The sequence below is a fragment of the Bosea sp. Tri-49 genome, assembly GCF_003952665.1.
Taxonomy (GTDB): domain Bacteria; phylum Pseudomonadota; class Alphaproteobacteria; order Rhizobiales; family Beijerinckiaceae; genus Allobosea.
Window position 1 is genome coordinate 2,204,505 of record NZ_CP017946.1, and the last position, 24,547, is coordinate 2,229,051.

Here is a 24,547-nt window from a genome sequence, read left to right on the forward strand (position 1 = left end):
CGCTCCTTCGGCGTCAGGCGGCTAGGCCGCAGGCGCTGAGCATGGTGCCGAGCTTGGCCTGCACCTCTTCCCACTCGGATGCCGGGTTGGAAGCCTCGACGATGCCGGCACCGGCGAAGAGCCGCAGGGTGTCGTGCCGGGCGATGCCGCAGCGGATCGTGATCGCCCACTCGCCATTGCCCTGGGCATCGCACCAGCCGACCAGGCCGGTGAACAAGCCGCGCTCGAACGGCTCGACATAGCGGATCAGCTTGTGCGCGCTCTCGGTCGGAAAACCGCAGACCGCCGGCGTCGGATGAATGATGCAGGCGAGCTGGAGCGCGGTCATCTCCGGATCCGTCAGGACGCCCTCGATCCGGGTCGAGAGATGCCACATCGCCGCCGTGCTCATCAGCGAGGGCCGGCGGGGAACGTCGAGTTTCGTGCAATGGGGCGCGAGGATCGCCTGGATGTTCTCGACCACCAGCTGGTGCTCGTACTGGTCCTTCGCGGAGCGCTCCAATAGTGCGGCGGCTGCGCTGTCGGCCTCCGGATCTCGTTGGCGCTTCGCCGAGCCGGCGAGCGGGTTGGAGACGATCCGGTCCCCCTGCTTGCGAACGAGCAATTCCGGGCTGACCCCGACCAGCTCGCCCTCGTCGGGCAGGGGGATTCTAAAAAGATAGCCTTGGCTGTTTTGGGCGCGCAGGCCGGCGAGAAGTCGGCCGACATCCATCGTGTCGGCGAAGCGCAGTTCGCGGACCACCGACAGCACCGCCTTGCGGACGTCGCTGTGGCGGAAATTGACGATGGCGTGCTCGACCGCCCTTTTGAAGCCGTCCTCATTCGGAAGGCTGCGTTGATCGAGCAGATCGGGCGCAACCGAATGCTCGCGCGCAGCCTCCGGAGCGGCCTGCTCGCGCCATTCATAGGCGGCCGGGACATAGAGGCAGGACGCCTCCCGCACGTCGAAGGGAATGGCGCCGATCAGAATCGGATTGTCCTGCCCCGCACGGCGCGCCCGGCCGAAAGCAGCCTCAACCGCCGCGTGCAAGCCCTGCCCGCGATCCTGCCCGCCCCGAGCCGGGACGGAAATCCACTCATGAATTCCGGACGAGAGCAATTCCCGCCCATTTGATGCAAATAAAGCACCAAGCTTGAAATTTATATTCTGTTGCAAGGCTAAATTTTCCAGCATTGAAGTTACTCTGGTTCTAAAGAGGCTTCAGGGTGATGCTGATATCGAGCATTGACAGCTTCTTGCTTTCGTAAGAAGCAATGTCAACCAAAATCGACTTGCAATCCTTCATTATAAATACTCGAATTTGACATCATGATTTCACGAGAACTGACACTTATGCAGGCCGCCTACTGGGTTGGCCGCAATTCTCACGCCCCGCTGGGCGGGGTGGCAGCACATCTTTATGGCGAGTTCGATGGTCGCGATCTCGACCCTGAAAGGCTGCGCGAAGCGGTTTGCAGGCTCTGCCGGCTTCATCCGATGCTGCAGCTGCGGGTCGACGCCGATGGCCGCCAGCATCTCGATTCCGCTCCTGCCGCACTGCCGCTCGATGTCGAGGACATGCGGGAGCTGTCGGCGGACGCGCTGGAGGAGCGCCTCCTCACCAAGCGCCGAGCCTGGACTCATCGCTGGCTCGATCTTGCGCGAGGCGAGGCGGCGGCGTTCGGCCTGAGCCTGCTGCCCGACGGCGCCTGCCGGCTGCATGTCGACACCGACATGATCGCGGTCGACCCGAATAGCTTCCGGCTCGTCATGGAGGACCTTGCCCGGCTCTACGACCATCCGGATCAGCTGAGCGAACCGGCCTCTCACGGCTTCTTCGATTGGCTCGACCAGATCTCTGCAGATGCCGAGCTGACGAGGCAGCGCGAGCGCGGCAGGGAGTGGTGGCGTTCTCGTCTCGCGGATTTGGCTCCGGCGCCGGAGCTACCGCCGGCCCCCCAAGCCCAGACGGAAGTGGCGACGAGCGAGCGCCTGGCAGCCCGCTTGTCGCCGGAAGAACGCCGCGCGCTGGAAAAGCGCGCCCGCGCGTTGCGGGTGACGCCTTCGATGCTGGCTCTCAGTCTCTTCGCCGCCGTACTAGGTCGAGCCACTAGCGAGATGCGCTTCCGTCTCAACGTGCCGAGTTTTTGGCGCGTACCGGCGGTTCCCGGTGTCGAACACATCGTCGGCGAGTTTTCGAACGTGCTGATCCTCGGCGTCGACCTGACCGCCGCGCCGACACTGGCGGAACTGTGCCGCGCTGTCGGCGAAGAGATGATCGACCTGATCGCCCACGACGCCTATCCGGGAGTCAGCGTGATGCGCGACCTATCGCGCCAGCTGGGTTCGGTGCAGGCCGCGCCGGTGGTCTTCACCGCCGGCCTCGACATTTCCGGCGGCGATCTCTTCAGCGAGATCGTCGGGCGGGTGTTCGGCCCGATGAACTGCGTGATCTCGCAGGGGCCACAGGTGGCGATCGATGCGCAGGTCGCGGCCTGCGACGGCGGCATCCTGGTGAATTGGGACGTCCGTCTCGACGCCCTGCCGGAGGCTTGGATCCGGAAAACCTTCGAGGCCTATGTCGCGCTGCTGCGAGAGGTCGCGGCACGGCCGGAGGCGCTCGATGCGGCGTGCGGGCTGCCTGCCGCTCCTAGGGCGCATGACGATGCGGTCATTCCGACCGAGACCATGCTGATCAGCCTTCTGAAGCGGCTTGCTCCGGGCGAGCCAATCGACGCCGACACGGTGATCGCCAACGGCGCTCGCGCTGAGATCGCCCGTTTCCTCGACCGTTATTGCCCCACCGGCGTGCCGACGCGTCCACACTTCGACGAGGCCGCGACGCCTCGCAGCCTCGCCCGTCTCGTCCGCGCCAGATCCGCCGGCGCCTCGGACGAGATCGCACGAATCTTCCTGGAGACGACCCATGAGGGATGATTTTTCCGATGCCGCGCAAGGCGGAGCCTTCGGCCGGGACGAGTTGCCGCTGACGGACCTGCAGCAGGCCTATCTGCTCGGCCGCGAGCGGCACCTGCCGCTGGGCGGCGTCGCCATGCAGGAATTCCGCGAATACCGCGGCGCGATCGATCTCAAGGCGCTGCCGCAGCGCCTTCTCGCTCTGGTCGAGCGGCATACCGGCCTGCGCACGCATATCGATCCCGAGCGCCGGATGTCGCAGGTCTCGGCCGAGGCGACCGTCAACTACGATGAGATCGACCTGCGCGGCCTGACGCACGCCGAGGCGCTGGGCTGGATCGACGGCTTGCGCGAAGATTACGCCCACCGCCTGTTCGATCTTCAGCGCGCGCCCTGGAACGTGACGGCGTTTCGCCTGCCCGAGCCGGAACCCGGCGACGCCGAGCAGGCGGCCTGCATCCTGTTCGCCCGCTTCGATGCCTTGATCCTAGACGGCCGCGCGATCGCCTCCCTCCTGGTCGAACTGCTCGGCGGCGAAGCGCCGGTCCTCGCGGCCGCAGCACTGTCGCCACCAGCCGATGAGGTGAAGCGACGCGAGGATGCCGCCTACTGGGCTCGAAAGCTCCAGCCGGTCGATGGGCCGCCGCAATTGCCCTGGATGAAGCCGCTGGAGAGCATCGCCGCCTCCCGCTATGACCGCGAGAGCCTGACGATCGCGCGCGCGCGCTTCGCAGCATTGTGCCGGCTTGCCGCTAAGGAGCGCCTGTTCCGCAACACGGCGGTGACCGCCGTCATCCTCGAAACGCTGTCGCATTGGCTGATCGAAGGCGCCCTCTGCGTCGGCATCCCCGTCGCCCCGGCCGCCTCGGGGGAGCTTTCCAACCGATCGAGCTTCATCGCCATCAACTGGGACGCGCGGCAAGCAAACTTCCGCGAGCGCGCACAGGCGCTGCAAAGCGACGTGCTCGAAGGGCTGGAGCACCTCTCCCAATCCGGCGTTCAGATCAGCCGGCTGTTGATGAACGCCCACCCCGGTGGGCCGGCCCTACCGGTGGTCGTCACCAACGGCCTGTCCTGGCCGAAGCTGGCGAAAGAGTCCCGCATCCGCCGCCATGACGGCCTGACCCAGACGCCGCAGGTCGCCGTCGATGTCCGCTTTTCGGATGACGCCGAGGGCAATCTCGTCATCGACATCGACCACGCCCGCGAGGCGATCGACCGCGGAATCGTGCGCGATATCCTCGCCGCGCTCGACCGGCAGATCAACGCGATCTGCACACGCGGCGCCTTCGAGATCGTGCGAGGCGAGATGCTCGACCTCGGGCACTACCGGCTCAACGGCTCGGAGGACGACTTCGCCTGCAGCCGCTTCCTGAGCCGCATCGCCGACAATCTTTTCACCGGCGATCGCGCCGGGACCGCGCTGATCTCGGGCGCCCGCCAGATCTCCTATGAGGAGCTCGGCGCGAGCGTCGGCAAGGCGGTGCTGGCGCTGCGGCAACGCGGCGTCGGCAAGGGCGATGTCGTGGCGATCTGCCTGCCACGCGGCCCCGAGCACACCGCGATCACGCTCGCCTGCGCGCTCTCCGGCGCGATCTGGGTGCCGATCGACGCGGCCTCACCGCCGGAGCGGCTGGACTATCTCCTCGCCAATTGCCAGCCGGCGTTGGTCGTGGCGCTGAACCCGGTTGACGGGCACGCGGCGGCAACGCCCGAAGCCCTGCTGGCGGGCGAGCCGCCGGCCGACCCACTGGCGCTGCTCCCGGCGCTCGACGCATTCTCGGCCAGCGATGAGCCCGCCTATTACCTCTACACCTCCGGCACCACCGGCCGGCCGAAATGCGTCGTGCTCTCGAACCGGGCGACCTCGAACGTCATCGGCCGCACCCTGGAGAACTGGCAGGCGACCGCGAGCGATGTCTTCATCTCGGTGACGCCGCTGCATCACGACATGTCGATCTTCGACGTCTTCGGCTGCCTGACGGCGGGCGCGACTCTGGTCCAGCCGGCGCCAACTGAAGAGAAGGACGCGATCGCCTGGAACCGGCTCGTCGCCGAGCACAAGGTCACGCTCTGGTGCTCGGTGCCGGCGATCCTGGAGATGCTGCTGTCGTGCCGGCGCGGCGATGAACTGTGCTCGCTCAGGCTGATCGCCCAGGGGGGCGACTACATCAAGCCGGGCGTGATCGCCGAATTGCGCCGGCTCGATCCGGCGCTGCGCCTGATCTCGCTCGGCGGGCCGACCGAGACCACGATCTGGAGTATCTGGCACGAGATTGCGCCTGAGGACACCGGGCAGATCCCCTATGGCAGGCCGCTGCCGGGCAATCGCTACTTCATCCTGAACGAGTGCGGCGAGCATTGCCCGCCTGATGTCGTCGGCCGCATCCACACCGCGGGCGTCAATGTCGCGCTCGGCTATCTCCAGGACGGCGTGCTGAGCCAGAGCGATTTCATCACCGTGGCCGACGAGGCCGGCGAGCCGGTGCGCGCTTTCCGCACCGGCGATCGCGGCCGCTATCGCCATGACGGCAACATCCTCTTCGCCAGCCGGGTCGACGGCTACGTCAAGGTCCGCGGCGTGCGTGTCTCCTTGCCGGACATCGAGGCGGAGCTCGGCGCCCATCCCGACATCCGGCAGCTGCTGGTCGTCGATTGCGGCGTCGAGCAGCGCGGCGAGGCCGAGATCGGGGTCGTCTACGTGCCGGCGCAGGTGGGACGACCGAATGCCGCCGAACTGCGCGCCCATGCCCGGCGCTCGCTACCGGCTTCGCATGTGCCGACCCGCTTCATCGAGATCGACACGCTGCCGCTCTCGGCCAACGGCAAGCCCGATCGTCGCAAGGCGCGTGAATTGCTGGCGGCAGCTGCCGAACGCCGCGAGCCGCCCAAGGCGACGGTCGACCAGCCGGCCAATCTGCGCAGCCGCAAGATCCTCGACCTCTATCTGAACGTTCTCGGACAGACAGCTATGCCGGAGATCGACGACGCCACCGATTTCATCCGCATCGGCCTGCTGCCGTCCCATCTCAAGACGGTGGCAAAGCGCCTCCGGGCGGAGTTCGACGTCGCGCTGACGCCGCACCAGCTGCTGCGCTGTCGCAATGCCGGACAGGTTGAGCGCCTCCTTGACACTCCGGGCCGGTGACGCGCCGCCATCCTCGCATTTGGAACGGGAGATATTTCATGTCGCAGGCTGATTCGAGCCGCGTCCTCATGCCGCTCACCCTGCCGCAGCTCGACTTCTGGGAGGAGTTCACCTTCCATCCCGACGAGCCGATCGCGACCGTCGCGCATTGCCTCGACATCGACGGCGTCACGGACGGGCAGGCTCTGGTCGCGGCCATCACCCAGACCATCGCCGAAGCCGATGTGCTCTGTGTGCGCTTCCACGTCGAGCCGGGCCGCGAGACTCCGCTTCAGAGCTGTAATCCGCAGCTGCGCCCGTCTCTGCGGCAATTCGACCTGAGGGGTTTTGCCGACCCCTCCCAGGAAGCACGAGCGCGGATGGAAACGGATGTCGCGGCACCGCTTGATCTGCGCGGCGAAGGCCTTTCGGCGTTCTGGCTGTTGCGCGTCGGCGAGCAGCGCTATCTCTGGTATATCCGCGCCCACCACATCATCCTCGACGGCTACGGCTTCGCGCTGATCGAGCAGCGCTGTGGCCAGCTCTATTCGCAGACCCTGGCGGGCAGCGAGGCCGGTCCCGCCTTCCACCCCTTCGCCAGCTTCATCGCGGAGGAGGAAGCCTATCGCGCCAGCCGCCGGCACGAGAGCGACCGCGCCTATTGGCAGGATGATTTCGCCGCGCACGCCCCGCTGCCGGTGCTGCATCGCGGCGACAAGGATGCCTCGGAACTGCCACACGAGGCATATGGCGTACTGTCGGAGGGCGTCAGCGAAGGCCTGCGCCGACTCGCTATGCAGATGGGCATCGGCTGGCCCGATCTGCTGGTGCTGCTGTCTGGGCTTTATTTGTCCCGCAGCCTGCCGCGGCAGCGGCTCGACGGCCGCGAGGTCCTGCCCTTCTGGCTGCCTTTCATGAGCCGCTGGGGCAGCGTCGCCGCGCATATGCCCGCCATGGTCGTCAACATCCTGCCCTTCCATTTGTCGTTCGGGTCGGAGGAGAGCCTCGAGGAGACCCTGCGGGCGAATGCCGTCACGCTCAGGACGCAACGCCGCCATGGCCGCTACCGGATCGAGCAGATCGCCATGGACAACGGCATGCCGGAGGGCAGCCGCTACTTCTTCTCACCGCTTATCAACGTGCTGCCGTTCAGCGCGCCGGCCTTCCATGACTGCAAGGTGACGCGGGAGATCCTGGGCAGTGGCCAGGGCGAAGGGATCGACCTCACCTTCCGCGGCCAGGACGATGGCAGCGAGCTCAGCTTCGCGATGTCGGGCGACCCGACCATGTTCGCCCGGGAGCCGTTCGAGCGGCACGGCGAGGAGCTGCCCGCCTTTCTCGCGCGGTCGCTGACGGTCGAAGCGCTGGCTCGTTCGGTCGCAGAGCTACTGGATGAGGAGCGCGAGGAGGCTCTCAGCGCGGTTTGAGCGCGATAGTGTCGTCATGCTCGCCCTTGTGGCGAGCATCCACGTCTTGAACACCGCCCTCTGCCAGCGAAGACGTGGATGGTCGGGACAAGCCCGACCATGACGGAGTGGGCAGCGCCTTGGCTCATCCCTGCGGCAGATGCGTCCCCAGCTCGGCCAACCTCACCTGCGCCCCATTGTCCCGCCCCATCAACGCGAAGACCGCGCTGGTCGTTGCCGTGATCCGCTCGACCTCCTGCGGCCCGTAATGCTCGGAGCGATAGCTCATCAGCACGCGGATCGAGCGCTCGCCGGCGAGATCGGCCTCCTCCATCACCTCGAAATGCAGGCCGAGCATCGATTCGTGCCGCTCGGGATCGACCTGCCGGAACGCGATGCTGCGACCGTCCGGCAGCGCCAGCTCGCCGTTCAGCTTGTTCTTGGCGTGGATCTGGATGAAGACCTCGAAAAGGTGGTCGCGGCCCGGCGTCATGCCGAGCGCTTCCTCGACCAGGTCGATCGGGATCTCGCTCGATGGCAGCGACTCGTTGATCGTGTTCCTGACCAGGCCGACCAGCCCGCCGAGGCTCATCGCTTCATCGAAGCGGATGCGATGGGCAACGACGGTGGTGAAATAGCCAACCGTGTCGAAGAAGGCGGCGTCGCTACGGCCCGAAGCGGAGGTGCCGACCACCAGTTCCGTCAGCGAACCGAGTTCGCGGAGCGAAGCGGCGATGCCGGCATAGACCACGTTGAAGAGCGAGGCGCTGCTCTGCTTGGCGAGCGCATAGAGTCCTTCGGTCGCCTCCCGGCCGAGCTTGAACTCGACCCAGCCGCCGGCAGCGGACGCCTCCTCGCCGGCGGGCTCGACCCGGTCCTGGCGCAGCAGGATTGGCTGCGGCTTCGGCGCGCCGTACAGCATGTCGGTCCAGTAGCCGAGATGCTTCTGATCGACGCCGGCTGCGTCCTGAAGCCGCGCGAATTCGTGGAACGGCGCCGGCGCATCCGACCAGACCGGCATGCCGCCGGCCGCGCGCACGCGGTAGCAATAGGCGATCTCGTCCATCATCAGATTGACCGACCACTCGTCGAGCACGATGTGGTGGAACAGGAAGGACAGCACCTGCCGGCCCGTCGCCGGGTCGATCAGGAAGCGCAGGCGGAAGGGCAGCTCTTTCGTCAGGTCGAAATGGTGCAGCGCCTCGTCGCGGCGCTCGACGCCGTCGCTCTCCGCACTCGTCCAGAACCATTTGTAACGCGACAGCTCGGAGGCCGGCACGACCTGCTGCAACACAGCATCGCCCTCCTGCCGGAACAGGCTGCGCAGGCCGGGGTGGCGCTCGAGGACATCGGTGAAGGCACGCCCGTACAGCGCTTCATCGACCGGACCGAGGAAGTCGAGCGCGAAGGGCAGGTTGAAGATCTCGTTGAAGCCGAAGGCGGCATAGGCCTTCCACAGCGAGGCCTGCGCCAGCGAGAGCGGCGCGCTCGGCGCTTCCTCGATCACCTCGGCACGCACCGGCTCCGAGTTCGCTTCGCCGATGCGACGCGCCTTGCGGGCAAGCGCGGCAGCGCTCGGATAGCTGAAAAGATCGTTGAAATGAACTTCGATGCCGTGCTGGCTGAGCAGGCGCCCGATGATGCGCGTCGCGATCAGCGAATGGCCGCCATGATCGAAGAAGTCGTCCTCTGGTCTCAACTCGGGCGTGTTGAGGGCGGTGCGGAACTCGGCGAGGATCAGGGCCGTTACAGCGTCGGTCGCGAGCTCTTCGGCCGGAGCCGAAGCAGGGCCTTGCGCCAGCTCGACGACCATGGACGAGAGGCCCGGCAAGGCCACATCCCCCTGATCGAGCCAGGCTAGGAAGCGCTCCAGCAGGACCGGGCCGATATGCGGCGACAGGCCCTGCCCGGTTACGAGCTCGACCACGATGCCGCCTTGCGCGTCGCGCCCGATGGCCAGCGCGAGATCCGGCCGATCTTCCAAAGTCGGCAGCGGCAGTCGTTCGACCGCCACACCGGCGATGCGGAGTTTGTCGGCAGGGTCGCCCAGCCAGCTCACCGTCAGTGTCGGGCGGCCGCCCTTGTCGGCCCGTAGCCCTGGCGACGCGGCGCCTGCCTGACCCAGGTGCTCCAGGATCGCGCCGACCATCGTCTCGGTTTGCCCGTGACCAGCGATCGTCAGGACGGGAAGGCCAGGATCCACCAGCTCCGGCGGTGGATCGGCGAGTTCTCCGGTTGCGAGCAGCAGATCGATCTCGCCGCGGCCACTGAGTGCCGAGAGATATCCGGCAAAGCGCGCGGCGAAATGCGCGAGGATCTTGCGATCAGGCGCGCCCGGTTCGAGCCCGGTCAGCCGATCCATGTTGACCCGGGCACTGCAGCGCCCGGCCAACCCAGGGATCGGGGCCACGTCACCGCCCGCACCATGGCCGGTGATAGTGTTGGCGCTTCTGCGCATCCAGCCAGGCAGCATCGCGGACGTTTCGCGCGCTGCCGGACCAACGCCACGCACCCCGGCTTTCACATGCTGCGCCGAAGGCACAGGCCTGCCGGCATAGGCGTCGGCGAGCGCGCGAAGAAGCTTCTCAACTGGCGCGACCTCGTCGAGGATGCGATGCGCGATCAGGGCGAGGAGTGTCTCCTGTGGGCAGGCGATCACGAGCGCTTCGAAAGGCGGCTCGCTCTCGCTATTCCAGCTCACGCCTTGCCGGTTGAGAATCAGCGCGAGCGCCTGCTCGCGCGTCTCGGCCCGGATGAGGCGCAGGAACCGCCCCTCCTCGCCGGCCTGGCGCTTGTGCAGCTCACCGTCCTCGCTGAAGCGGAAGCGCGAGTTGAGATCGGGCCAGGCACGGACGACATCGCGGACCGCGCCGGCGAGTCGCGCGAGGTCAACATCGCCGGTCAGCCGGCAGGCGACGACGAGCTTCAGGATCGCGCCCGGATCCTGCTGCTGTGCCAGCCAGACATGTTCCTCGTATTCGGTCGGGGCCGGAGCCGCCGGCGCGCTTGGCGCCGCTGTCCCTGCGAGCTTCTGCATGGCGGCATCGAGACGCAGCTGCTCGTTGCGCGTGAGCAGGTGATCGAAGTCGGCAGCCATTGCTGGTCTCCTCTTGCTTCGGCAGATGTCGGGAACGACGGGCCGTGCGGCTTCACTCGTCGAAATCGTCGTGAACGGCGATAGCGCCGCGGCGCCAGTAGCCGTGTGCACGGACCCATTTGCGATTGGCGCCGCGTTCGTCGATGAGAACGCTGCGCAACCGCTTGGCGGCGCTAGATTCACAGGCGATCCAGGCGAAGTAATCTCCGGCCGGAAGGTCCAGGGCGCGCAGGGCCGCAAGCAGCGCCGCACCCGGCTCCGCCTCCGCGGCACGATGGGCCCAGATTACCTCGATGCCCGGGGGATGATGCAGCGGCAGCTCCTCGCGCTCATCGGCGACTTCGATCAGGGCGATCGCCCGGCTACCTTGGGGAAGTTCGTCCAGACGCCGCGCCAGGGCCGGGAGCCCGGTCTCGTCGGCGACCAGCAGGTGCCAGTCGAAATCGAACGGGACGATGAACGAGCCCCGCGGTCCGGCGATCCAGGCGGAATCGCCCGGCTTAACCGCGGAGGCCCAGTGGCTGGCCGGCCCGTCATGCAGCAGGGCGAAGTCGATATCGAGCTCGGTCGTCTGCGGATCATGGCGCCGCGGCGTGAAATCGCGCGCCAGCGGGCGCGGGCCACTCTCCGGAAAAGCCAATCCATCCGGGCCGATGACGGGCAGGACGGGCTCGGTCTTGCCCGGCGCGGCGAAGAACATCTTCACATGGTCGTCGAAGCCGAGGCTGACGAAGCCTTCGAGTTCCGGTCCGCCCAGCGTCACGCGCCGCATTGACGGGCTGAGATCGCTCACGCGCAGGACGTCCAGCTGCCGCAGCACCACCTTGTGGCGCTGGCGCTTCGGCAGACGTTCGCTCAGCACGCTCGTCCCATCGGCGTTCCCCATCGTCTCGATCCTTTGCGTTTGCTGGCCGTCGCGGGCGAAGCCTTACGAGCCGGTCTGGCCACGCTGCGTGGCCGCATGGCGTCTGCGGCGACGCAACCCGTCGCCGGCGGTCATTTGGTCAGGATCAGCTTTCCCTGCCGCGTGATCTTGAGACGGTAGAGTTCGCCATGATGGTCGATCCCGATCTCCGCCTCTCCTTCGAAGACGACCCCGCTGAAGAGCGTCCGTGCTGGTCTCATCACAACCGAGCGAAGCCGGCGATGCTCCCGCTCAGGGCTTCTGGAAATGGTGGAGGTAAGCGAGAGATGCTGGCTATTCATGAAAACCGCTCGGAGTGACAGGCTGCAGCAAGTGCACAAGCAATCTAGCTAATCTAAAAAAACAAGCAATTACAATAGTTTATATGTATAAGCATTAAAAATTGTGAGATGGAGCTCAAGAGCACCCGATTGCGGGGTTGAACTCAAGAACGCCTGCTGTTTCTCATCATCTCAATCATGCGGAGTCTGCTGAATGGAGAGCTAAGGACATCACCGGGTCTCAGCCGGATCAATCAAGAATGCTCGCTTTCGGGCGATCGGCCAAAGTCAGCTTTTGGCGCATTTCATCCGCGCGAAAGGCAGGCGTTTGTGACCCATAGAAGACGCTGGGAGTATCCGCTTCTGGCGGCTCCGTTCGGCGATGGGTAGCACGGCCGAGTTTGGCACTGCGCAGATAATGGCGCGGCCCGCTCGTGCTGCAGTCCGCCAACGTGCCCCGGCCGACGGTGCGCGACAACGACACCGCGTCACGTCTTTGCGGAACTATCCTTCCGTGGCCACGGCTCTGGCACTCCGGAACGATGGGAAGATAATCATCGATAGCATCAGCAATGCCATGGCCAGTATGGCGATGCAGATCGGGCTGCTGAAGATATCGATACTTCCATTCGAAATCAGCATGGCCCGGCGAAGATTCTCTTCCATCGCGGGTCCGAGAATGAAGGCGAGGATGAGCGGCGCCAGCGGGCAGTTCAGGAGCGAAAAGACGATGCCGGCCACGCCGAAAAGCGCCAGGAGCGCGACTTCGAAGACGCTGTTGTTCACCGTGTAGATGCCGATGCAGCAGAACAACAAGATCGCCGGAAACATCAGCCGATAAGGCACTTGAAGCAGTCTTACCCATAGACCGATCAGCGGCAGGTTGATGACGAGCAGCATCAGGTTGCCGAGCCACATCGATGCGATCAGCCCCCAGAACAGGCTCGGCTGCACGGTAGCCAGGTTCGGGCTGGGCGCGATGCCATGGATCAGCATCGCCCCGGCCATCATCGCCATGACGGAATTGCTCGGGATGCCTAGTGCAAGCATCGGGATGAAGGACGCCTGGGCGCCGGCGTTGTTGGCGGCCTCTGGCCCGGCGACACCTTCGATCGCGCCATGACCGAAGCGCTCCGGCGAGGATGAGAGCTTCTTCTCGGTCGAATACGATGCGAACGAGGCCATCATGGCGCTGCCGCCCGGCAGGATGCCGAGGAGCGCGCCGATGCCGGTGCCACGCAAGGCCGCTGGCCAGGCCGCGCCGATGTCGGACCGGGTGAGCTTCAGCGTCGAGACGGCCAGGACCGGGCGACTGTCCTGCTCCGGTCGCGCCAGGTTGAGGACGATCTCGGCGATGCCGAACATCCCCATCGAGAGGGCTGCGATGCCGATCCCGTCGCGCAACTCGGCCACGCCAAAGGTGAAGCGATCGAGACCCGTATTGACGTCCGCCCCGGCAAGCCCGAGCAGCAGTCCAGTCAGGATCATGCCGAAGGATTTCAGCAGCGATCCCTGGGCGAACACGATCGCCGCGATCAGCCCGAGAACCATCAGGCAGAAATATTCCGCCGGCCCGAAACGTTGCGCGACGGCGGTCAGCGCCGGGCTGAAGAAGGCGATCAACAGCGTCGTGATCGTACCGGCGAGGAAGGATGAGAGAGCCGCAGTCGCTAGTGCCACGCCCGCCCGACCCTGCCGCGCCATCTCGTAACCGTCGAGGCAGGTGACGACCGAAGAGGATTCGCCCGGCAACCGCATCAGGATCGCCGTGGTCGAGCCGCCATATTGCGCGCCATAGTAGATGCCGGCGAGCATGATCAGCGCCCCGGTCGGCTCAAGATAGTAGGTCAGCGGCAACAACATCGCCATGGTGGCGATCGGCCCCAGCCCGGGCAGAACGCCGATCAGCGTGCCGACCAAGGCACCGAGGAAGCAGTACCAGAGGTTCATCGGCGTGATTGCGACGGCCAAGCCGAGGCTGAGCGAGGAAACGATCTCGCTCACAGCGGCCAGACCCGGATCGGCAGCTTCAGCAGATAGCCGAACAGCAGCGCACAGAATCCGGCGAAGACTACCGCGACGAGCGGCACTTCGCGCCAGCGGGTCTGAGGATCGCCGAGCGCTGCCACCAGAATGCAGGTCAGGCAGGCGACGAACAGGCCGGTCCGCTCGACCAGCCAGGCAAACAGCAGGATCGCGGCGGCGATCCAGCCGGTCGCACGCAGAGGAAGGCCCGGCAGGCGAAACGGCCGTTGTCGCATCCCCCTCAGGGTCAAGACGAGGCCGGTGATGACCAGCGCTCCGGCGACGATGCGCGGCAGGTAACCGGGTCCCATGTCCAGCGAGCTCCCGACCGGGTAGGTCCGGCCGATGAAGAGAGCGGCGAGCCCCAGCCCGGCGAACAGCAGGCCCGCCAGGATATCGCTGGCCGCATCCACGGCTTGGTGAGGGGCGGAGGTCTCTGCCACTCCAGCCGAGTGGGGTTCATCCTGATCCTGCACCATGAACCGCACCTTTCCTTTATGCCTATAGGTCAGCTTTATATACTATTGACCTGAGGGCAAGCCGGATGGGATAGCTCTGGCTCGATCGGCGAGACGGGGCAGCTAGGTACGATGGCCATCAGCGCAGTCAGGACGGTCGCCATCGACCAGACGCTGTCGGATCCCGAATGGCGCTTCGCGCAGGGGCCGCTCACGCGCATCCGGGGCTTCGCCGTGATCGTCAGCGACGAGCAGGGCACCGAAGGGCATGGCTATGTCCGCGCCATGCCGCCCTGGACCGAGCCGCTGGAAGTGGTGAAGGCGAGCTTCGACTATCTCTGCGATGGCCTGGTCGGCCAGGACGAGACGGCGATCGGGGCGATCATGGACCGGCTCGACCGTCGTCTGCACGGCGCCCTGCCGGTGAAGGCCGGCATCGAATGCGCCCTGCTCGACTTGAGGGCGCGGGCGCTCGGCGTGCCGCTGCACGATCTCTATGGCGGCAAGCGGCAGGACCGGTTCGCCAATACGCGGATCATTCCACTGAAATCGCCGGAGCGCATGGCGGAGGTCGCGGAGGGGCTGGTCGAGGCCGGCTTCCGGCATCTGAAGGTCAAGGTCTCAGGCGAGCCGCAGCTCGATCTCGACCGTGTTCGCGCTGTTCGAAGCGCGGTCGGAACCGAAATCGCGCTGATGATCGACGCCAATGAATCCTACACGCCGAAGGCGGCAGTGAAGGCGATCAACGCCATGGCGCGCTTCGGACTTGAGCTCGTCGAGCAGCCGACGGCTGCCGCCGATTTTAAGAGCTTCATCGCTGTCGCGAAGGCGCTCGATGTTCCGGTCGAAGCCGATGAGAGCGCGCAGGACCTGCCCTCTATCCTGCGGATCGCCGAGGCCGGCCATGTCGAGTCGATCAATCTGCGCATCCTCAACCATGGCGGCCCGAGCCGGACGGCGCAGGCGGTCGCGATCTGCCGGGCCGCTAATCTCGGCTTTCGCTTCGGCGCGGTGTTCGGCTCGAGCATCATCCACGCCCACACCGTGCATCTGGCGGCGAGCCTGCCGGCGCCGCGCTTCCCGCACGAATTCTCGGAGATGGCGCTCCTGAACGATGAACGCTTCTCGGGCCTGAGCCTGGAGCGGGGCGAGGTCGCCGTACCGGCCGGAGCCGGCACGGGCCTGACACTCGCGGACTGAGCCGGCCTATTCGAACTTCAGCCCGGCCTTGGCAATGATCTCGGCATAGATGGTGATGTCGCCCGCGATGATCTTGCCGAACGGCTCCGCCGGGAGATAGGCCGGCTCGCCGCCGAGCCCGCGCAGCTTCTCCTGCGTCGCCGGATCGGCCATGACGCGGGCGAGCGTCACGTTCAGCTTGTCGGATATCGCGGACGGCAGCTTGGCCGGCCCGACCAGCCCGACCCAGGAATGCGCGACGAACTGCGGAAAGCCGCTCTCCTTCATGGTCGGCACATCCGGGAACTCGGGCGAGCGCTTCTCGTTGGTGGTCGCCAAGATGCGGATCTTGCCGGCCTTGGCGAGGTCGCCGAGCTCGCCGCCGATCATCAGCGGCACGTGCCCCGCGACGATGTCGTTCAAAGCCGGCCCGCTGCCGCGATAGGGGATGTGCTTGATCGGCGCGCCCGAGGTGATGGCGACCAGCTCGCCGGCAAGATGGCTGTAGGTGCCGATGCCGCTGGAGGCATAGCCGAGCGTGTTCGGCTTCTGCTTGGCCAGCGCGACCATCTCCGCGATCGATTTCACCGGCAGGCCGGGATAGGCGCCGATGAAGGTGAAGCCCTCGATCAGCCGGGCGACAGGTGCGAAGTCCTTGACGGAGTCATAGGGCAGCTTCTTGTCGACATTCGGCAAGATCGCCAGCACCCCGGCCGAGGAGAGCAGCAAGGTGTGGCCGTCGGGCTGGGCCTTGGCGACGAAATCGGCACCGATCGCTCCGCCTGCGCCAGGCCGGCTTTCGACCAGGAAGGGCTGGCCGAGATCCTTGCTCAGCGCATCGGCGATCAGCCGCGCGACCGCCTCGACACGCCCGCCCGGCGCGAACGGCACGATCATTCTGACCGGCTTGGTCGGGTAGCTCTGGGCGGCGGCCCCGCCAAGGCTCAGCGCGAGCAACCCGAGCGCAGCGGCAAGACTTCGAAAGCGCAGTGATGTCATGGTCGTCTCCCCTTTTTCTATTGTATTGAATCGGCCCGCTCCCGGTCGGGCAGATCGGTCCCGCCCGGGCGGATCAACTCTCCGGTGCCGGCACCATCAGCCGATCGATCCGCGCCGCCTGCGCATCGAGATGTTCGAGCAACGCCTTGATGTGGGGCACGCGCTGCCCCGGCCCGGCATAGGGCACGGCCTCGCGCACCAGGGCGAAGAGCCGGCCCGTGACCGCACCCAGCGGCGAGACCTTGCGCATCTCGACCGCCTGCGCGGCGACGAGCAGCTCCATCGCGAAGATCGAGCGGCACAGCGTTGCGAGATCGCAAGCACGGCGCGCCGCAAGGCCCGCCATGCTGGCCCTGTCGAGATTGCCGTTCGAGTGGCTCGAGCTCGCGAGCTCGCCGACGACCGGCGCCGCCAGCAGACGTGCTTCCGAGGTGATCGACTTGTGGAATTGCGCGAGGCCGTTGAACCCGGGTAGCCCGACGCCGTCCTCTTCGATCAGCCCGACGCTCAGGCCCGACCAGTACGAGTCGGCCTGCTTGGCGAGGCGCTCCGTCGAACTCGTCACCACCGGCGACATCGCGAGCCGCGCCACGTCCAGCGCCATCGCTAGGGCGACCATGTCGAAATTGGCGACCGAGACCAGCTCGGCCCGTTCGACGGAGACGACCGGATTGTTCTGGCTGGCGCGCAGCTCGATCGAGAGCTGCCGCCCGGCGAAATCGAGGCTGTCGGCAGCATTGCCGTGGATCAGCGGCAGCGAGCGGAAGCTCAGCGGGTCCTGCAGATGGCGCGGGCCGCCGGGCGTCATGATGTAGCTGCCGGCGAGATAGCGCCGGATCGCGCCGCCGTGGCTCAGCACGCCGTCGAACGGCCGCGACGCCAGGGCAGCTTCCGACACCACCGACGGGTTCGCCGCGAACCCTTCCATGCTGAGCGCCCCGACGAGGGTGGCGAAGTCCAGCATCCGCGACAGGTCGTGGAACGCCATCGCGCCCATGCCCAGCGAGAGCGCACTCGAATTCAGCAAAGCGAGCGCCTCGCCGGCCGCGAAATCATGGTCGCGGTAGAGCTCGAGGGCGAGATCGGAGATCGGCGACATGTCGCTCTCGCCCATCGAGCCCCAGAGATGCACCGGGATCTGGCGGTTCGTGTTGAGGGCATCGACCAGCCGGTCGGCGAGCACGCGCCGGACACCGAGATAGCCGCTCGCCATCCCGTTCAGCAGCACGGCCATCATCGCCCTCACCGCCTCGTGCGAGGCGAGCGGCCCGTGCCCCATATTGTGCGTGAGCAGCAGGCGCCGGTTGAACTCGGCCACCCGTTCGGGCGCGAGCATGACCCCGGTCTTGGCGCCGACGCTGCTGGTGACGCCATAGACCTTCTCACCGCGACGCACGATGTCGTCGACGACCTGCCGCGAGGCCTCGATCCGGCTGAGGGCCTCGGCACTGAGCGCGACTTTCGCGCCCTGGCGCGCGATCCGCACGATCGTCGCAGGGTCGAGATCCCGCCCGGTGATATCGATCGTGCCAGACATTCCACTCCACCCTTCCAATCAGCCAAGGCCGCCAGGCGCCATGGCGGGCCCGATCATGCGCATTCGAAGCATAAAGGGCAATAAGCTAGTTGATTATGTTTTAGGATCGAAAGCCGGTCACCGGGCTTACATTCGGCGGGAGGATGAGCTAACTTATCTGGCTAGCCGGGCAGTCGCGCCGGCGAAGGGAGCCGCATGACCGTCAGCCGCGCCGCAGCGAAGCCGCTGGATTTCAGACGCACCGGGGTCTCCCGTTACAATCAGCTCGCGACCCTGTTCCGCCGGAGGATTGAAGCCGGCCAGTGGCCGGTCGGCGGCCAGATACCGACGGTCGACGATCTCGCCGTCGAATGCGGCGTTGCGCGCGCAACGATCCGCCAGGCACTCGACCTGCTCGAGGCCGAGCAGCTGATCGAGCGCTACCGCGCCAGAGGGACTTTCGTCCGCAAGCGGCCGACCGAGGATCTGTGGTGCGAGGTCGGCACGGACTGGTCCGGCCTGCTGCGGCCGAGCTACAGCGCCACGATCGAGATCCTGCGGGACGAACCGGACCGCGTGTTCCACCCGTTCGAGGGCCAGATCGGCGAGCTGGCGCCGACCTATCGGGAGGTCAGGCGCCGCCATTGGCGTCACGGCCAGCCCTTCCTGCTGGCCGACCTGCATATCGACGAGTCCCTGCGCGACAGGATTTCGCAGCACGATCTCGAATCGAAGACGGCTCTGCGCCTGATCTCGGAAGTGCCCGGCGTGGAGATCGCTGATGCACGCCAGACCCTCACCGTCGGCACCGCCGATGTCGAAACGGCCGAGGCCCTGACGATCTCGCTCGATGCGCCGGTTGCCTTCGTCCACCGTCAGGCCGTCGACCAACGCGGCGTGCTGGTCCTGAGCGCCAAGGGCATCTACCGCGGCGATGTCGTGAGGTTCGACGTCAAGCTGAAGTGACATCACCGATCGGCCGGGCAAGCCGGCCTCGACAAGTTCATGCTGCGCAGGATGCGAGGCGATGATCGCCTCACGGCCTTTCAGCAGATCGCCACGATCAGCGCCCGACGAACAGCGGCTTGCGCTTCTCGGCGAAGGCACGCTGCGCCTCCTTCGTGTCCTCGGTGCTCGCCAGCGCAACGGTCTGCGACTGCTCGAAGCGATAAGCGTCGCGGAGCGTAAGGCCTTCAGTCACGTTGAATGAGCGCTTCGCGGCCTGGACGGCGAGCGGACTCTTGGCCGCGATGTCGCGCGCCATCTGCTGGGCAGAGGCCAGCAACTCGGTGGCGGGGAGACAGGCTGAGACGACGCCCATCCGATAGAGATCGGGTCCGTAGATGCGCCGCGCCGTATAGATCAGCATGCGCGCATCGGATTCGCGGAAGAAGCGCCTGACATGGCTGACGCCGCCGGCGAGGCCGACATCGACCTCGGTCATGGCGAAGAAGCCCTCCTCCGCCACGAGAATGATGTCGCAGCACAGCGCCAGCACGCAGCCGGCGCCGATCGCGGCGCCGTTGACGGCGGCGATCACCGGCTTGCCGCACTCCATCACCGCATCGAACGAGGCGCACACCAGCCGGTTGTGACGCGGATAGGCGCCAGCTTCATCCGCCAAGCCGGGCCGCTCCTTGAGGTCGGCGCCGGCCGAGAACGCCTTGCCGGCGCCGGTCAGCACGATCGCCCGGACGTCGGCGCTGTCGTTGAGCCGGTCGAAGATGGCGACGATCTCCTCGCGGAACCGGCGGTTCTGCGCATTCACGGGAGCGCGATCGAGCGTCACGGTCGCGACGTGGTCGACGATGCTCACCTGGAAGCATTCATAAGCGTCAGCCATGGCGGTCTCCTGCTGAAAGTCTGGTTCGGCCTGGATCAAAAGCCGTAGAGGGTGCGCGGATTGTCGACGAGGATGCGCTGCCTGAGGTCTTGATCCGGAACCCAGTCCCGGAACAGGTCGAGCAGGTGGCCGATATCCGGCGCCCGGTCGGCGAGCCGCAGATGCGGCCAATCCGAACCCCAGATCACCCGATCCGGGTTGGCCTCGATCAACGCATCGTGGAACGGCCGCAGGTCGGCATAGCCCGGAAACGACTGCGAACAGCGGCAGAGCACGAGCTTGACCCAGAGCCAGCCCTCGCGCAGCGCGGCCAGGATCGCCTTGAAGGAGGGGTCGTCGAGGCCGCGCGTGATGGCGAGGCCTGCCATATGGTCGAGAGCCACCGGCAGGCCGGCCGCCCGGTAGAGCGGCAGCAGCGCGGCGTGCTGGTCGATGCTCGCCCAGATTTCGGCATGCCAGCCCCGCGCGCTCAAGCGGGGCGCCAGCTCCGTCAGCGCATCGCTGCCGACGGCGCCGGGAAAGCGCCCCGTCCCGCCCGGTACCGTCATGTCGTTGAAGCGCAGTCCACGCACGCCGCGATCGTGCCAGGCGTCGAGCTGTGCATCGCTCACACTGCCGTCCGCTGCCGCCACGCCCCTGATACGTCCGCCCGATCCGCTGGTCGCATCGAGGATCGCAGCCGGATCGGAACCATAGGCGCCCGGCTGAACCAGGACGCCGCGGGCAAGTCCAATCCCGTCGAGCATATCGCGATGGACGCCGGCCGGAGCCAGCGGCGGCACATAGTGCATCGCATGTGAAACCGGAAAAGCGTCGTAAGGCCCGAAGACATGCGCATGGCAATCGCAGGCGCCTGCGGGCAGCGCCCAATCTGGCGCGCGATGGGCGCGCGGCGCCGTAGTCTCGGAGATCACGCCTGTACCACGCGGTCAGCCAGCCGGCAGGCCGGTATCGCGGTCGGACCTGGCCCTGCAACCGGCAGTGGCGCCTGCGCGCCGTCCGGCAGTGGGATCTCATGGGCATTCAGCATCAGCGAAACCATGGTGTAATAGCCGATGACGCCGGTCAGCTCGACCGCGCCACGTTCGCCCCAGCGCGCCACGACGGCAGCATGGACCGCGTCCGGAAGCCGGCCCGTCTGCAGCAGGAGCCGCGCATAATCGTAGACCTCGACCTCGGCCGGCTCGGAGAAGACGGGGCTCTCGCCGAGCCGGATCGCCTCGATGCAGGCCGGATCGAGACCGGCCGCGCGCGCTGCCTCGGCGTGGATGTGGAATTCGAGCTGGCTGTTCCAGTGGCGGCCCGCGACGATGATCGCGAGTTCGTTGAGCTTGGCTGGAAGCGAAGTGGAGTAGCGCAGGAATTCGCCGATGCGCGACCATCTCGCAGCCAGTTCCGGACTGTGGATGACCGCGCGCAGCGGCCCGATGAGGCGGCCGCGCGGGCCTGAGACGACCTCGTCATAGACCTTGCGCTGTTCGGCGCTCAGTTCGTCGACGGTCGGGAGGTGAAGCCGGGCCATTCTGATCTCCACGGGCTGGCCTCAGGCCAGGCCGATCTCCTTCAGGATCTCGTCGGTGTGCTCGCCGAGCAGCGGCGGCGCCCGGTCGAAGGCGAGCGGCTCATTGAGGAAATTCAGCGGGCTGACGACCTGCGGAACATGCCCGGCCGTCGGATGTGGCAGCTCCCGCAACATGCCGCGATGCTTGACCTGGGGGTCATCGAAGACCTCCGGCACGGTGTTGATCGGGGCGCAAGGCACACCGGCGTCGTCGAGCGTCGCGATCAGGGCATCGCGACTGCGGCCCGCGAACGCTGCGCGCAGCATCGGATCGAGCAAGGCGTGGTTGCGGACGCGGGCCGGGTTGGTCGCGAAACGCTCGTCGCTCGCCCAGTCCGGCCGTTCCAGGATGGTGCTGAGCTTGGCGAACTGGGCATCGTTGCCGACGGCCAGGACGATCGAGCCGTCGGCACAGGGAAAGACGTCCTGCGGCTGGATGTTCGGATGTCGATTGCCGCCCCGCACCGGCGGCTTGCCCGAAAGCAGCCAGTTCATCGCCTGGTTGGCGAGAAAGCCGGTCTGGACGTCGAGCATGGCCAGATCGATATAGTCGCCCTGCCCCGTCTCGTTGCGACGCGCCAAGGCCGCCAGCACGCCGATGACGGTGTACATGCCGGTCATGATGTCGACGATCGGGACGCCGACCTTCTGTGGGCCGCCGCCTGGCATGCCGTCACGCTCGCCGGTGACGCTCATCAGGCCGCCCATCGCCTGGATCGCGAAATCGTAGGCGGCGGCAGCCTTACGCGGGCCAGTCTGCCCGAAGCCGGTGACCGAGGCATAGATCAGGCGGGGATTGCCGGCCTTCAACGTGGCGTAATCGAGCCCGTAGCGCTGGAGGGTCCCGACCTTGTAGTTCTCGACGACGATGTCGCTGACGGCGGCGAGACGGCGGATCGCTTCCTGGCCGTCCGACGTCGCGATATCGAGGGTGATCGAGCGCTTGCCGCGATTGACGGCGAGATAGTATCCGGCCTCGCGCGTCGGCTGCCCCTGCTCGTCTTTCAGGAAAGGCGGCCCCCAGGAGCGTGTATCGTCGCCGACATCCGGACGCTCCACCTTGATCACGTCCGCGCCGAGATCGGCGAGGATCTGGGTCGCCCAGGGTCCGGCCATGATCCGGCTGAGGTCGAGCACGCGGACATGGCTCAGCGGCCCCTGTCGGGAACTGGCAGCCTCAGACATCGTCGACAATCTCGGTTGCGATGGCGGACGGGCGTTGGCGGAATTCTTCGTGCCAGGCAGCGAGCGCCGGACATCCCGCGCGCCAGTCGAGATCCGCGAAGCGGAAATCAAGATAGGACAGGCAGCAGCCGAGCGCGATCCCGGACAATCCGAGCGGACCCGGCGCGATCGGACCGGCTTCGCGCTCCAGCCGGGCAAGCGCCGCGCGATACTTGGTCTCGAAGCCCGTCAGCCAGGCTGCCGTCTGCGCTTCGGGCGGCTTGTTGCGCTCATTGCGCCAGAGAATCAGGACATCAAGCAGGCCGCTCGCCAGGGCATGCCGGCTCAGCTCCCGGAAGCGCTCGGGCACGGCCGCCGGGATGATGAGCCCCCCGCCCGCGAGGGTATCGAAATACTCGCAGATCACGCCGGAATCGATCAGGACGGTCCCGTCATCGAGCACCAGGGTCGGAATCTTGCTCAGCGGATTATCGGGCAGCAGATCCGGATTGGGCGCAGTCATCAGAGCCACCGTTCGCCGCAGCGTCAGCCGGTCGACCAGACCGAGCTCATGCGCGGCCACCATCACCTTGCGGACGAAAGGCGATCGCGGCGACCAGTGAAGCAGCATCTTGCCCAAGCGAAGCATCTCCATATTCAGCTTATCAGCTAGTTTTATGTCCTATAACAATTCCCCTCACGCTGTCGAGACCCACATGCAAAGCGTTGGGAAGCGGTCGCCCGCAAATTGCCATATCGAAGCAGGACCGACAGATTGACCAAATTTCAAGACAGGAATATAGGCTAGTTTAATGACCTAAATACCCGGGAGGGGACACCTATGAGATTGGCATATGTCGCGCTGGGCGCGCTGGGCATTCTGGCGCCGCTGACGGCGGCCGGAGCCGGGACGCTGGAGACCGTCAAGTCTCGCGGCCAGCTGATCTGCGGAACGAGCCCCGGCGTGCCCGGCTTCTCGCTGCCCGATGGGCAGGGGCAATGGAACGGCCTCGACGTCGACCTCTGCAAGGCTGTGGCCGCGGCGGTCTTCGGCGATACCAGCAAGATCAAATATGTGCCCTTGAACCCTAAGGACCGGTTCGCGGTGGTCCAATCCGGCGAGGTCGACGTGCTGTCCCGCCAGACGACCTGGTCGCTGTCGAGAGACACCTCGCTCGGCCTCTCCTTCTCGGCGATCACCTATTTCGACGGGCAGGCGCTGATGGTGAAGAAGACGCTCGGTATCAAGTCGGCCAAGGAGCTGAACGGCGCCACGATCTGCGTCCAGGGCGGCACGACGACCGAGCTGAACATCGCCGATTTCTTCCAGAAGAACGCGCTGAAATACGATCCGGTCTCCTTTGCCTCCGGCGACGAGGCGATCAAGGCCTTCGAGGCCGGACGCTGCGACGCTTTCACGACCGATGCCTCGGCGCTCTATGCCTACAGGCTCAAGGCGACGAATCCGCAGGACTTCGTCGTCCTGCCCGAACTGATCTCGAAGGAGCCGCTCGGCCCGGCGGTGCGTCGCGGCGACGAGGCCTGGGCCAACGTCGTCCGCTGGACCCATTACGCCATGGTCAATGCCGAGGAACTCGGCCTGACATCGGCCAATGTCGATGAGCAGCTCAAATCCGAGAACCCCGAGATCAAGCGCTTCCTCGGCGTCGATGGGAAGCTCGGCGAAGGCCTCGGCCTTGCCAACGATTGGGCCTATCGGATCGTCAAGCGTGTCGGAAATTACGGCGAGAGCTACGAGCGCTATCTCGGCCCGAATTCGCCGCTCGCAATCCCCCGGGGCGCGAACAATCTCTGGTCCAAGGGCGGGCTGCAATACGCGCCGCCGCTCCGCTGAGGATGGGAGTCGGCAGGCGCTTCAGCGCGACGCGTTAAAGCCGGCTCCTGGCGTTCAACGGAAACGCGCAGCTGCGTCCGGTCTGACGCGCTTGTGCGTTCGAGACCGCTCGATTGCCGACATGCTGAAGCAGTTCGTCTTCCTCAAGGACAACGCCCCTCACGGTGGGCGCCACGGCGATTGGCAGAAATCGAGTCCCGTATGCATGGATCAGTATTGCATTTTGAATATACAAT

The 24,547-nt window shown here is 66.2% G+C and carries 19 protein-coding genes; 6 read left to right on the plus strand and 13 right to left on the minus strand.

What is annotated here, in order from left to right:
* Positions 1-13: 13 nt before the first annotated feature.
* Positions 14-1,174: an isochorismate synthase gene (locus tag BLM15_RS10915; protein ID WP_126112773.1), complete on the minus strand. Its 1,161-nt coding sequence runs from the start codon at positions 1,172-1,174 to the stop codon at positions 14-16.
* A 159-nt stretch (positions 1,175-1,333) separates the two neighbouring features.
* Here BLM15_RS10915 and BLM15_RS10920 point away from each other — a divergent pair, with 159 nt between their 5' ends.
* Genes BLM15_RS10920 through BLM15_RS10930 form a run of 3 tightly spaced genes read left to right on the plus strand, consistent with a single transcriptional unit; the run spans position 1,334 to position 7,450 of the window.
* Complete coding sequence (locus BLM15_RS10920; protein ID WP_164547476.1) at positions 1,334-2,917, plus strand: condensation domain-containing protein; 1,584 nt, start codon at positions 1,334-1,336, stop codon at positions 2,915-2,917.
* Entirely contained in the window at positions 2,907-6,044 is a 3,138-nt protein-coding gene (locus tag BLM15_RS10925) for an amino acid adenylation domain-containing protein (RefSeq protein WP_126112775.1), read from the plus strand. The genes BLM15_RS10920 and BLM15_RS10925 overlap by 11 nt, the downstream gene beginning before the upstream one ends.
* A 38-nt stretch (positions 6,045-6,082) precedes the next feature.
* On the plus strand, positions 6,083-7,450 hold the full coding sequence (locus tag BLM15_RS10930; protein ID WP_126112776.1) for a condensation domain-containing protein: 1,368 nt from the start codon (positions 6,083-6,085) through the stop codon (positions 7,448-7,450).
* A 124-nt stretch (positions 7,451-7,574) separates the two neighbouring features.
* On the opposite strand, the gene BLM15_RS10935 is transcribed toward BLM15_RS10930, so the two are convergent.
* The 5 genes from BLM15_RS10935 to BLM15_RS10955 form a co-directional block, all read right to left on the minus strand.
* Positions 7,575-10,526: a condensation domain-containing protein gene (locus tag BLM15_RS10935; protein ID WP_126112777.1), complete on the minus strand. Its 2,952-nt coding sequence runs from the start codon at positions 10,524-10,526 to the stop codon at positions 7,575-7,577.
* 52 nt (positions 10,527-10,578) lie between these two features.
* Positions 10,579-11,412: a siderophore-interacting protein gene (locus tag BLM15_RS10940; RefSeq protein ID WP_126112778.1), complete on the minus strand. Its 834-nt coding sequence runs from the start codon at positions 11,410-11,412 to the stop codon at positions 10,579-10,581.
* A gap of 110 nt (positions 11,413-11,522) precedes the next feature.
* On the minus strand, positions 11,523-11,732 hold the full coding sequence (hemP, locus tag BLM15_RS31825; RefSeq protein WP_206438625.1) for a hemin uptake protein HemP: 210 nt from the start codon (positions 11,730-11,732) through the stop codon (positions 11,523-11,525).
* 483 nt (positions 11,733-12,215) lie between these two features.
* The gene (locus tag BLM15_RS10950; protein WP_126116138.1) at positions 12,216-13,661 is read right to left on the minus strand and encodes a tripartite tricarboxylate transporter permease; all 1,446 of its coding nucleotides are present in this window, start codon (positions 13,659-13,661) and stop codon (positions 12,216-12,218) included.
* A gap of 50 nt (positions 13,662-13,711) precedes the next feature.
* The gene (locus tag BLM15_RS10955) at positions 13,712-14,215 is read right to left on the minus strand and encodes a tripartite tricarboxylate transporter TctB family protein (protein ID WP_126112780.1); all 504 of its coding nucleotides are present in this window, start codon (positions 14,213-14,215) and stop codon (positions 13,712-13,714) included.
* 111 nt (positions 14,216-14,326) lie between these two features.
* Here BLM15_RS10955 and BLM15_RS10960 point away from each other — a divergent pair, with 111 nt between their 5' ends.
* Positions 14,327-15,394 (plus strand): mandelate racemase/muconate lactonizing enzyme family protein, encoded by a 1,068-nt coding sequence (locus BLM15_RS10960; RefSeq protein WP_126112781.1) that lies wholly within the window; start codon positions 14,327-14,329, stop codon positions 15,392-15,394.
* 6 nt (positions 15,395-15,400) lie between these two features.
* Here the strand turns inward: BLM15_RS10960 and BLM15_RS10965 are convergent, their stop codons facing one another.
* Together BLM15_RS10965 and BLM15_RS10970 are read right to left on the minus strand one after the other, a co-directional pair.
* Entirely contained in the window at positions 15,401-16,372 is a 972-nt protein-coding gene (locus tag BLM15_RS10965; RefSeq protein ID WP_126112782.1) for a Bug family tripartite tricarboxylate transporter substrate binding protein, read from the minus strand.
* Between the two features lie 73 nt (positions 16,373-16,445).
* Positions 16,446-17,909: an aromatic amino acid ammonia-lyase gene (locus BLM15_RS10970; protein WP_126112783.1), complete on the minus strand. Its 1,464-nt coding sequence runs from the start codon at positions 17,907-17,909 to the stop codon at positions 16,446-16,448.
* A 195-nt stretch (positions 17,910-18,104) separates the two neighbouring features.
* Here BLM15_RS10970 and BLM15_RS10975 point away from each other — a divergent pair, with 195 nt between their 5' ends.
* Entirely contained in the window at positions 18,105-18,854 is a 750-nt protein-coding gene (locus BLM15_RS10975) for a GntR family transcriptional regulator (protein WP_126112784.1), read from the plus strand.
* Positions 18,855-18,951: 97 nt separating this feature from the next.
* Here the strand turns inward: BLM15_RS10975 and BLM15_RS10980 are convergent, their stop codons facing one another.
* Genes BLM15_RS10980 through BLM15_RS11000 form a run of 5 tightly spaced genes read right to left on the minus strand, consistent with a single transcriptional unit; the run spans position 18,952 to position 23,105 of the window.
* A complete protein-coding gene (locus BLM15_RS10980; RefSeq protein WP_126112785.1) occupies positions 18,952-19,731 on the minus strand; it encodes an enoyl-CoA hydratase/isomerase family protein in 780 nt (259 codons plus the stop codon).
* Positions 19,732-19,766: 35 nt separating this feature from the next.
* Positions 19,767-20,645 (minus strand): amidohydrolase family protein, encoded by an 879-nt coding sequence (locus BLM15_RS10985; protein WP_126112786.1) that lies wholly within the window; start codon positions 20,643-20,645, stop codon positions 19,767-19,769.
* On the minus strand, positions 20,642-21,253 hold the full coding sequence (locus tag BLM15_RS10990; RefSeq protein WP_126112787.1) for a carboxymuconolactone decarboxylase family protein: 612 nt from the start codon (positions 21,251-21,253) through the stop codon (positions 20,642-20,644). The genes BLM15_RS10985 and BLM15_RS10990 overlap by 4 nt, the downstream gene beginning before the upstream one ends.
* Positions 21,254-21,274: 21 nt before the next feature.
* Positions 21,275-22,477 carry a CaiB/BaiF CoA transferase family protein gene (locus tag BLM15_RS10995; protein ID WP_126112788.1) on the minus strand — a complete coding sequence of 401 codons (1,203 nt, stop codon included), beginning with the start codon at positions 22,475-22,477 and terminating at the stop codon, positions 21,275-21,277.
* Positions 22,470-23,105 (minus strand): glutathione S-transferase family protein, encoded by a 636-nt coding sequence (locus BLM15_RS11000; RefSeq protein ID WP_236846633.1) that lies wholly within the window; start codon positions 23,103-23,105, stop codon positions 22,470-22,472. The genes BLM15_RS10995 and BLM15_RS11000 overlap by 8 nt, the downstream gene beginning before the upstream one ends.
* Before the next feature lie 192 nt (positions 23,106-23,297).
* Between BLM15_RS11000 and BLM15_RS11005 the strand changes: the two genes are divergently transcribed.
* Positions 23,298-24,311, plus strand: coding sequence for an amino acid ABC transporter substrate-binding protein (locus BLM15_RS11005; RefSeq protein ID WP_126112789.1), 1,014 nt, complete (start codon positions 23,298-23,300; stop codon positions 24,309-24,311).
* Positions 24,312-24,547: the final 236 nt, after the last annotated feature.

What these genes read in the sequence shown, in the direction of transcription:
- BLM15_RS10915 (WP_126112773.1), bottom strand. Translation starts at nt 1,174, where the DNA reads ATGCTGGAAAATTTAGCCTTGCAACAGAATATAAATTTCAAGCTTGGT.
- BLM15_RS10920 (WP_164547476.1), top strand. Translation starts at nt 1,334, where the DNA reads ATGCAGGCCGCCTACTGGGTTGGCCGCAATTCTCACGCCCCGCTGGGC.
- BLM15_RS10925 (WP_126112775.1), top strand. Translation starts at nt 2,907, where the DNA reads ATGAGGGATGATTTTTCCGATGCCGCGCAAGGCGGAGCCTTCGGCCGG.
- BLM15_RS10930 (WP_126112776.1), top strand. Translation starts at nt 6,083, where the DNA reads ATGTCGCAGGCTGATTCGAGCCGCGTCCTCATGCCGCTCACCCTGCCG.
- BLM15_RS10935 (WP_126112777.1), bottom strand. Translation starts at nt 10,526, where the DNA reads ATGGCTGCCGACTTCGATCACCTGCTCACGCGCAACGAGCAGCTGCGT.
- BLM15_RS10940 (WP_126112778.1), bottom strand. Translation starts at nt 11,412, where the DNA reads ATGGGGAACGCCGATGGGACGAGCGTGCTGAGCGAACGTCTGCCGAAG.
- hemP (WP_206438625.1), bottom strand. Translation starts at nt 11,732, where the DNA reads ATGAATAGCCAGCATCTCTCGCTTACCTCCACCATTTCCAGAAGCCCT.
- BLM15_RS10950 (WP_126116138.1), bottom strand. Translation starts at nt 13,661, where the DNA reads ATGAACCTCTGGTACTGCTTCCTCGGTGCCTTGGTCGGCACGCTGATC.
- BLM15_RS10955 (WP_126112780.1), bottom strand. Translation starts at nt 14,215, where the DNA reads ATGGTGCAGGATCAGGATGAACCCCACTCGGCTGGAGTGGCAGAGACC.
- BLM15_RS10960 (WP_126112781.1), top strand. Translation starts at nt 14,327, where the DNA reads ATGGCCATCAGCGCAGTCAGGACGGTCGCCATCGACCAGACGCTGTCG.
- BLM15_RS10965 (WP_126112782.1), bottom strand. Translation starts at nt 16,372, where the DNA reads ATGACATCACTGCGCTTTCGAAGTCTTGCCGCTGCGCTCGGGTTGCTC.
- BLM15_RS10970 (WP_126112783.1), bottom strand. Translation starts at nt 17,909, where the DNA reads ATGTCTGGCACGATCGATATCACCGGGCGGGATCTCGACCCTGCGACG.
- BLM15_RS10975 (WP_126112784.1), top strand. Translation starts at nt 18,105, where the DNA reads ATGACCGTCAGCCGCGCCGCAGCGAAGCCGCTGGATTTCAGACGCACC.
- BLM15_RS10980 (WP_126112785.1), bottom strand. Translation starts at nt 19,731, where the DNA reads ATGGCTGACGCTTATGAATGCTTCCAGGTGAGCATCGTCGACCACGTC.
- BLM15_RS10990 (WP_126112787.1), bottom strand. Translation starts at nt 21,253, where the DNA reads ATGGCCCGGCTTCACCTCCCGACCGTCGACGAACTGAGCGCCGAACAG.
- BLM15_RS10995 (WP_126112788.1), bottom strand. Translation starts at nt 22,477, where the DNA reads ATGTCTGAGGCTGCCAGTTCCCGACAGGGGCCGCTGAGCCATGTCCGC.
- BLM15_RS11000 (WP_236846633.1), bottom strand. Translation starts at nt 23,105, where the DNA reads ATGCTTCGCTTGGGCAAGATGCTGCTTCACTGGTCGCCGCGATCGCCT.
- BLM15_RS11005 (WP_126112789.1), top strand. Translation starts at nt 23,298, where the DNA reads ATGAGATTGGCATATGTCGCGCTGGGCGCGCTGGGCATTCTGGCGCCG.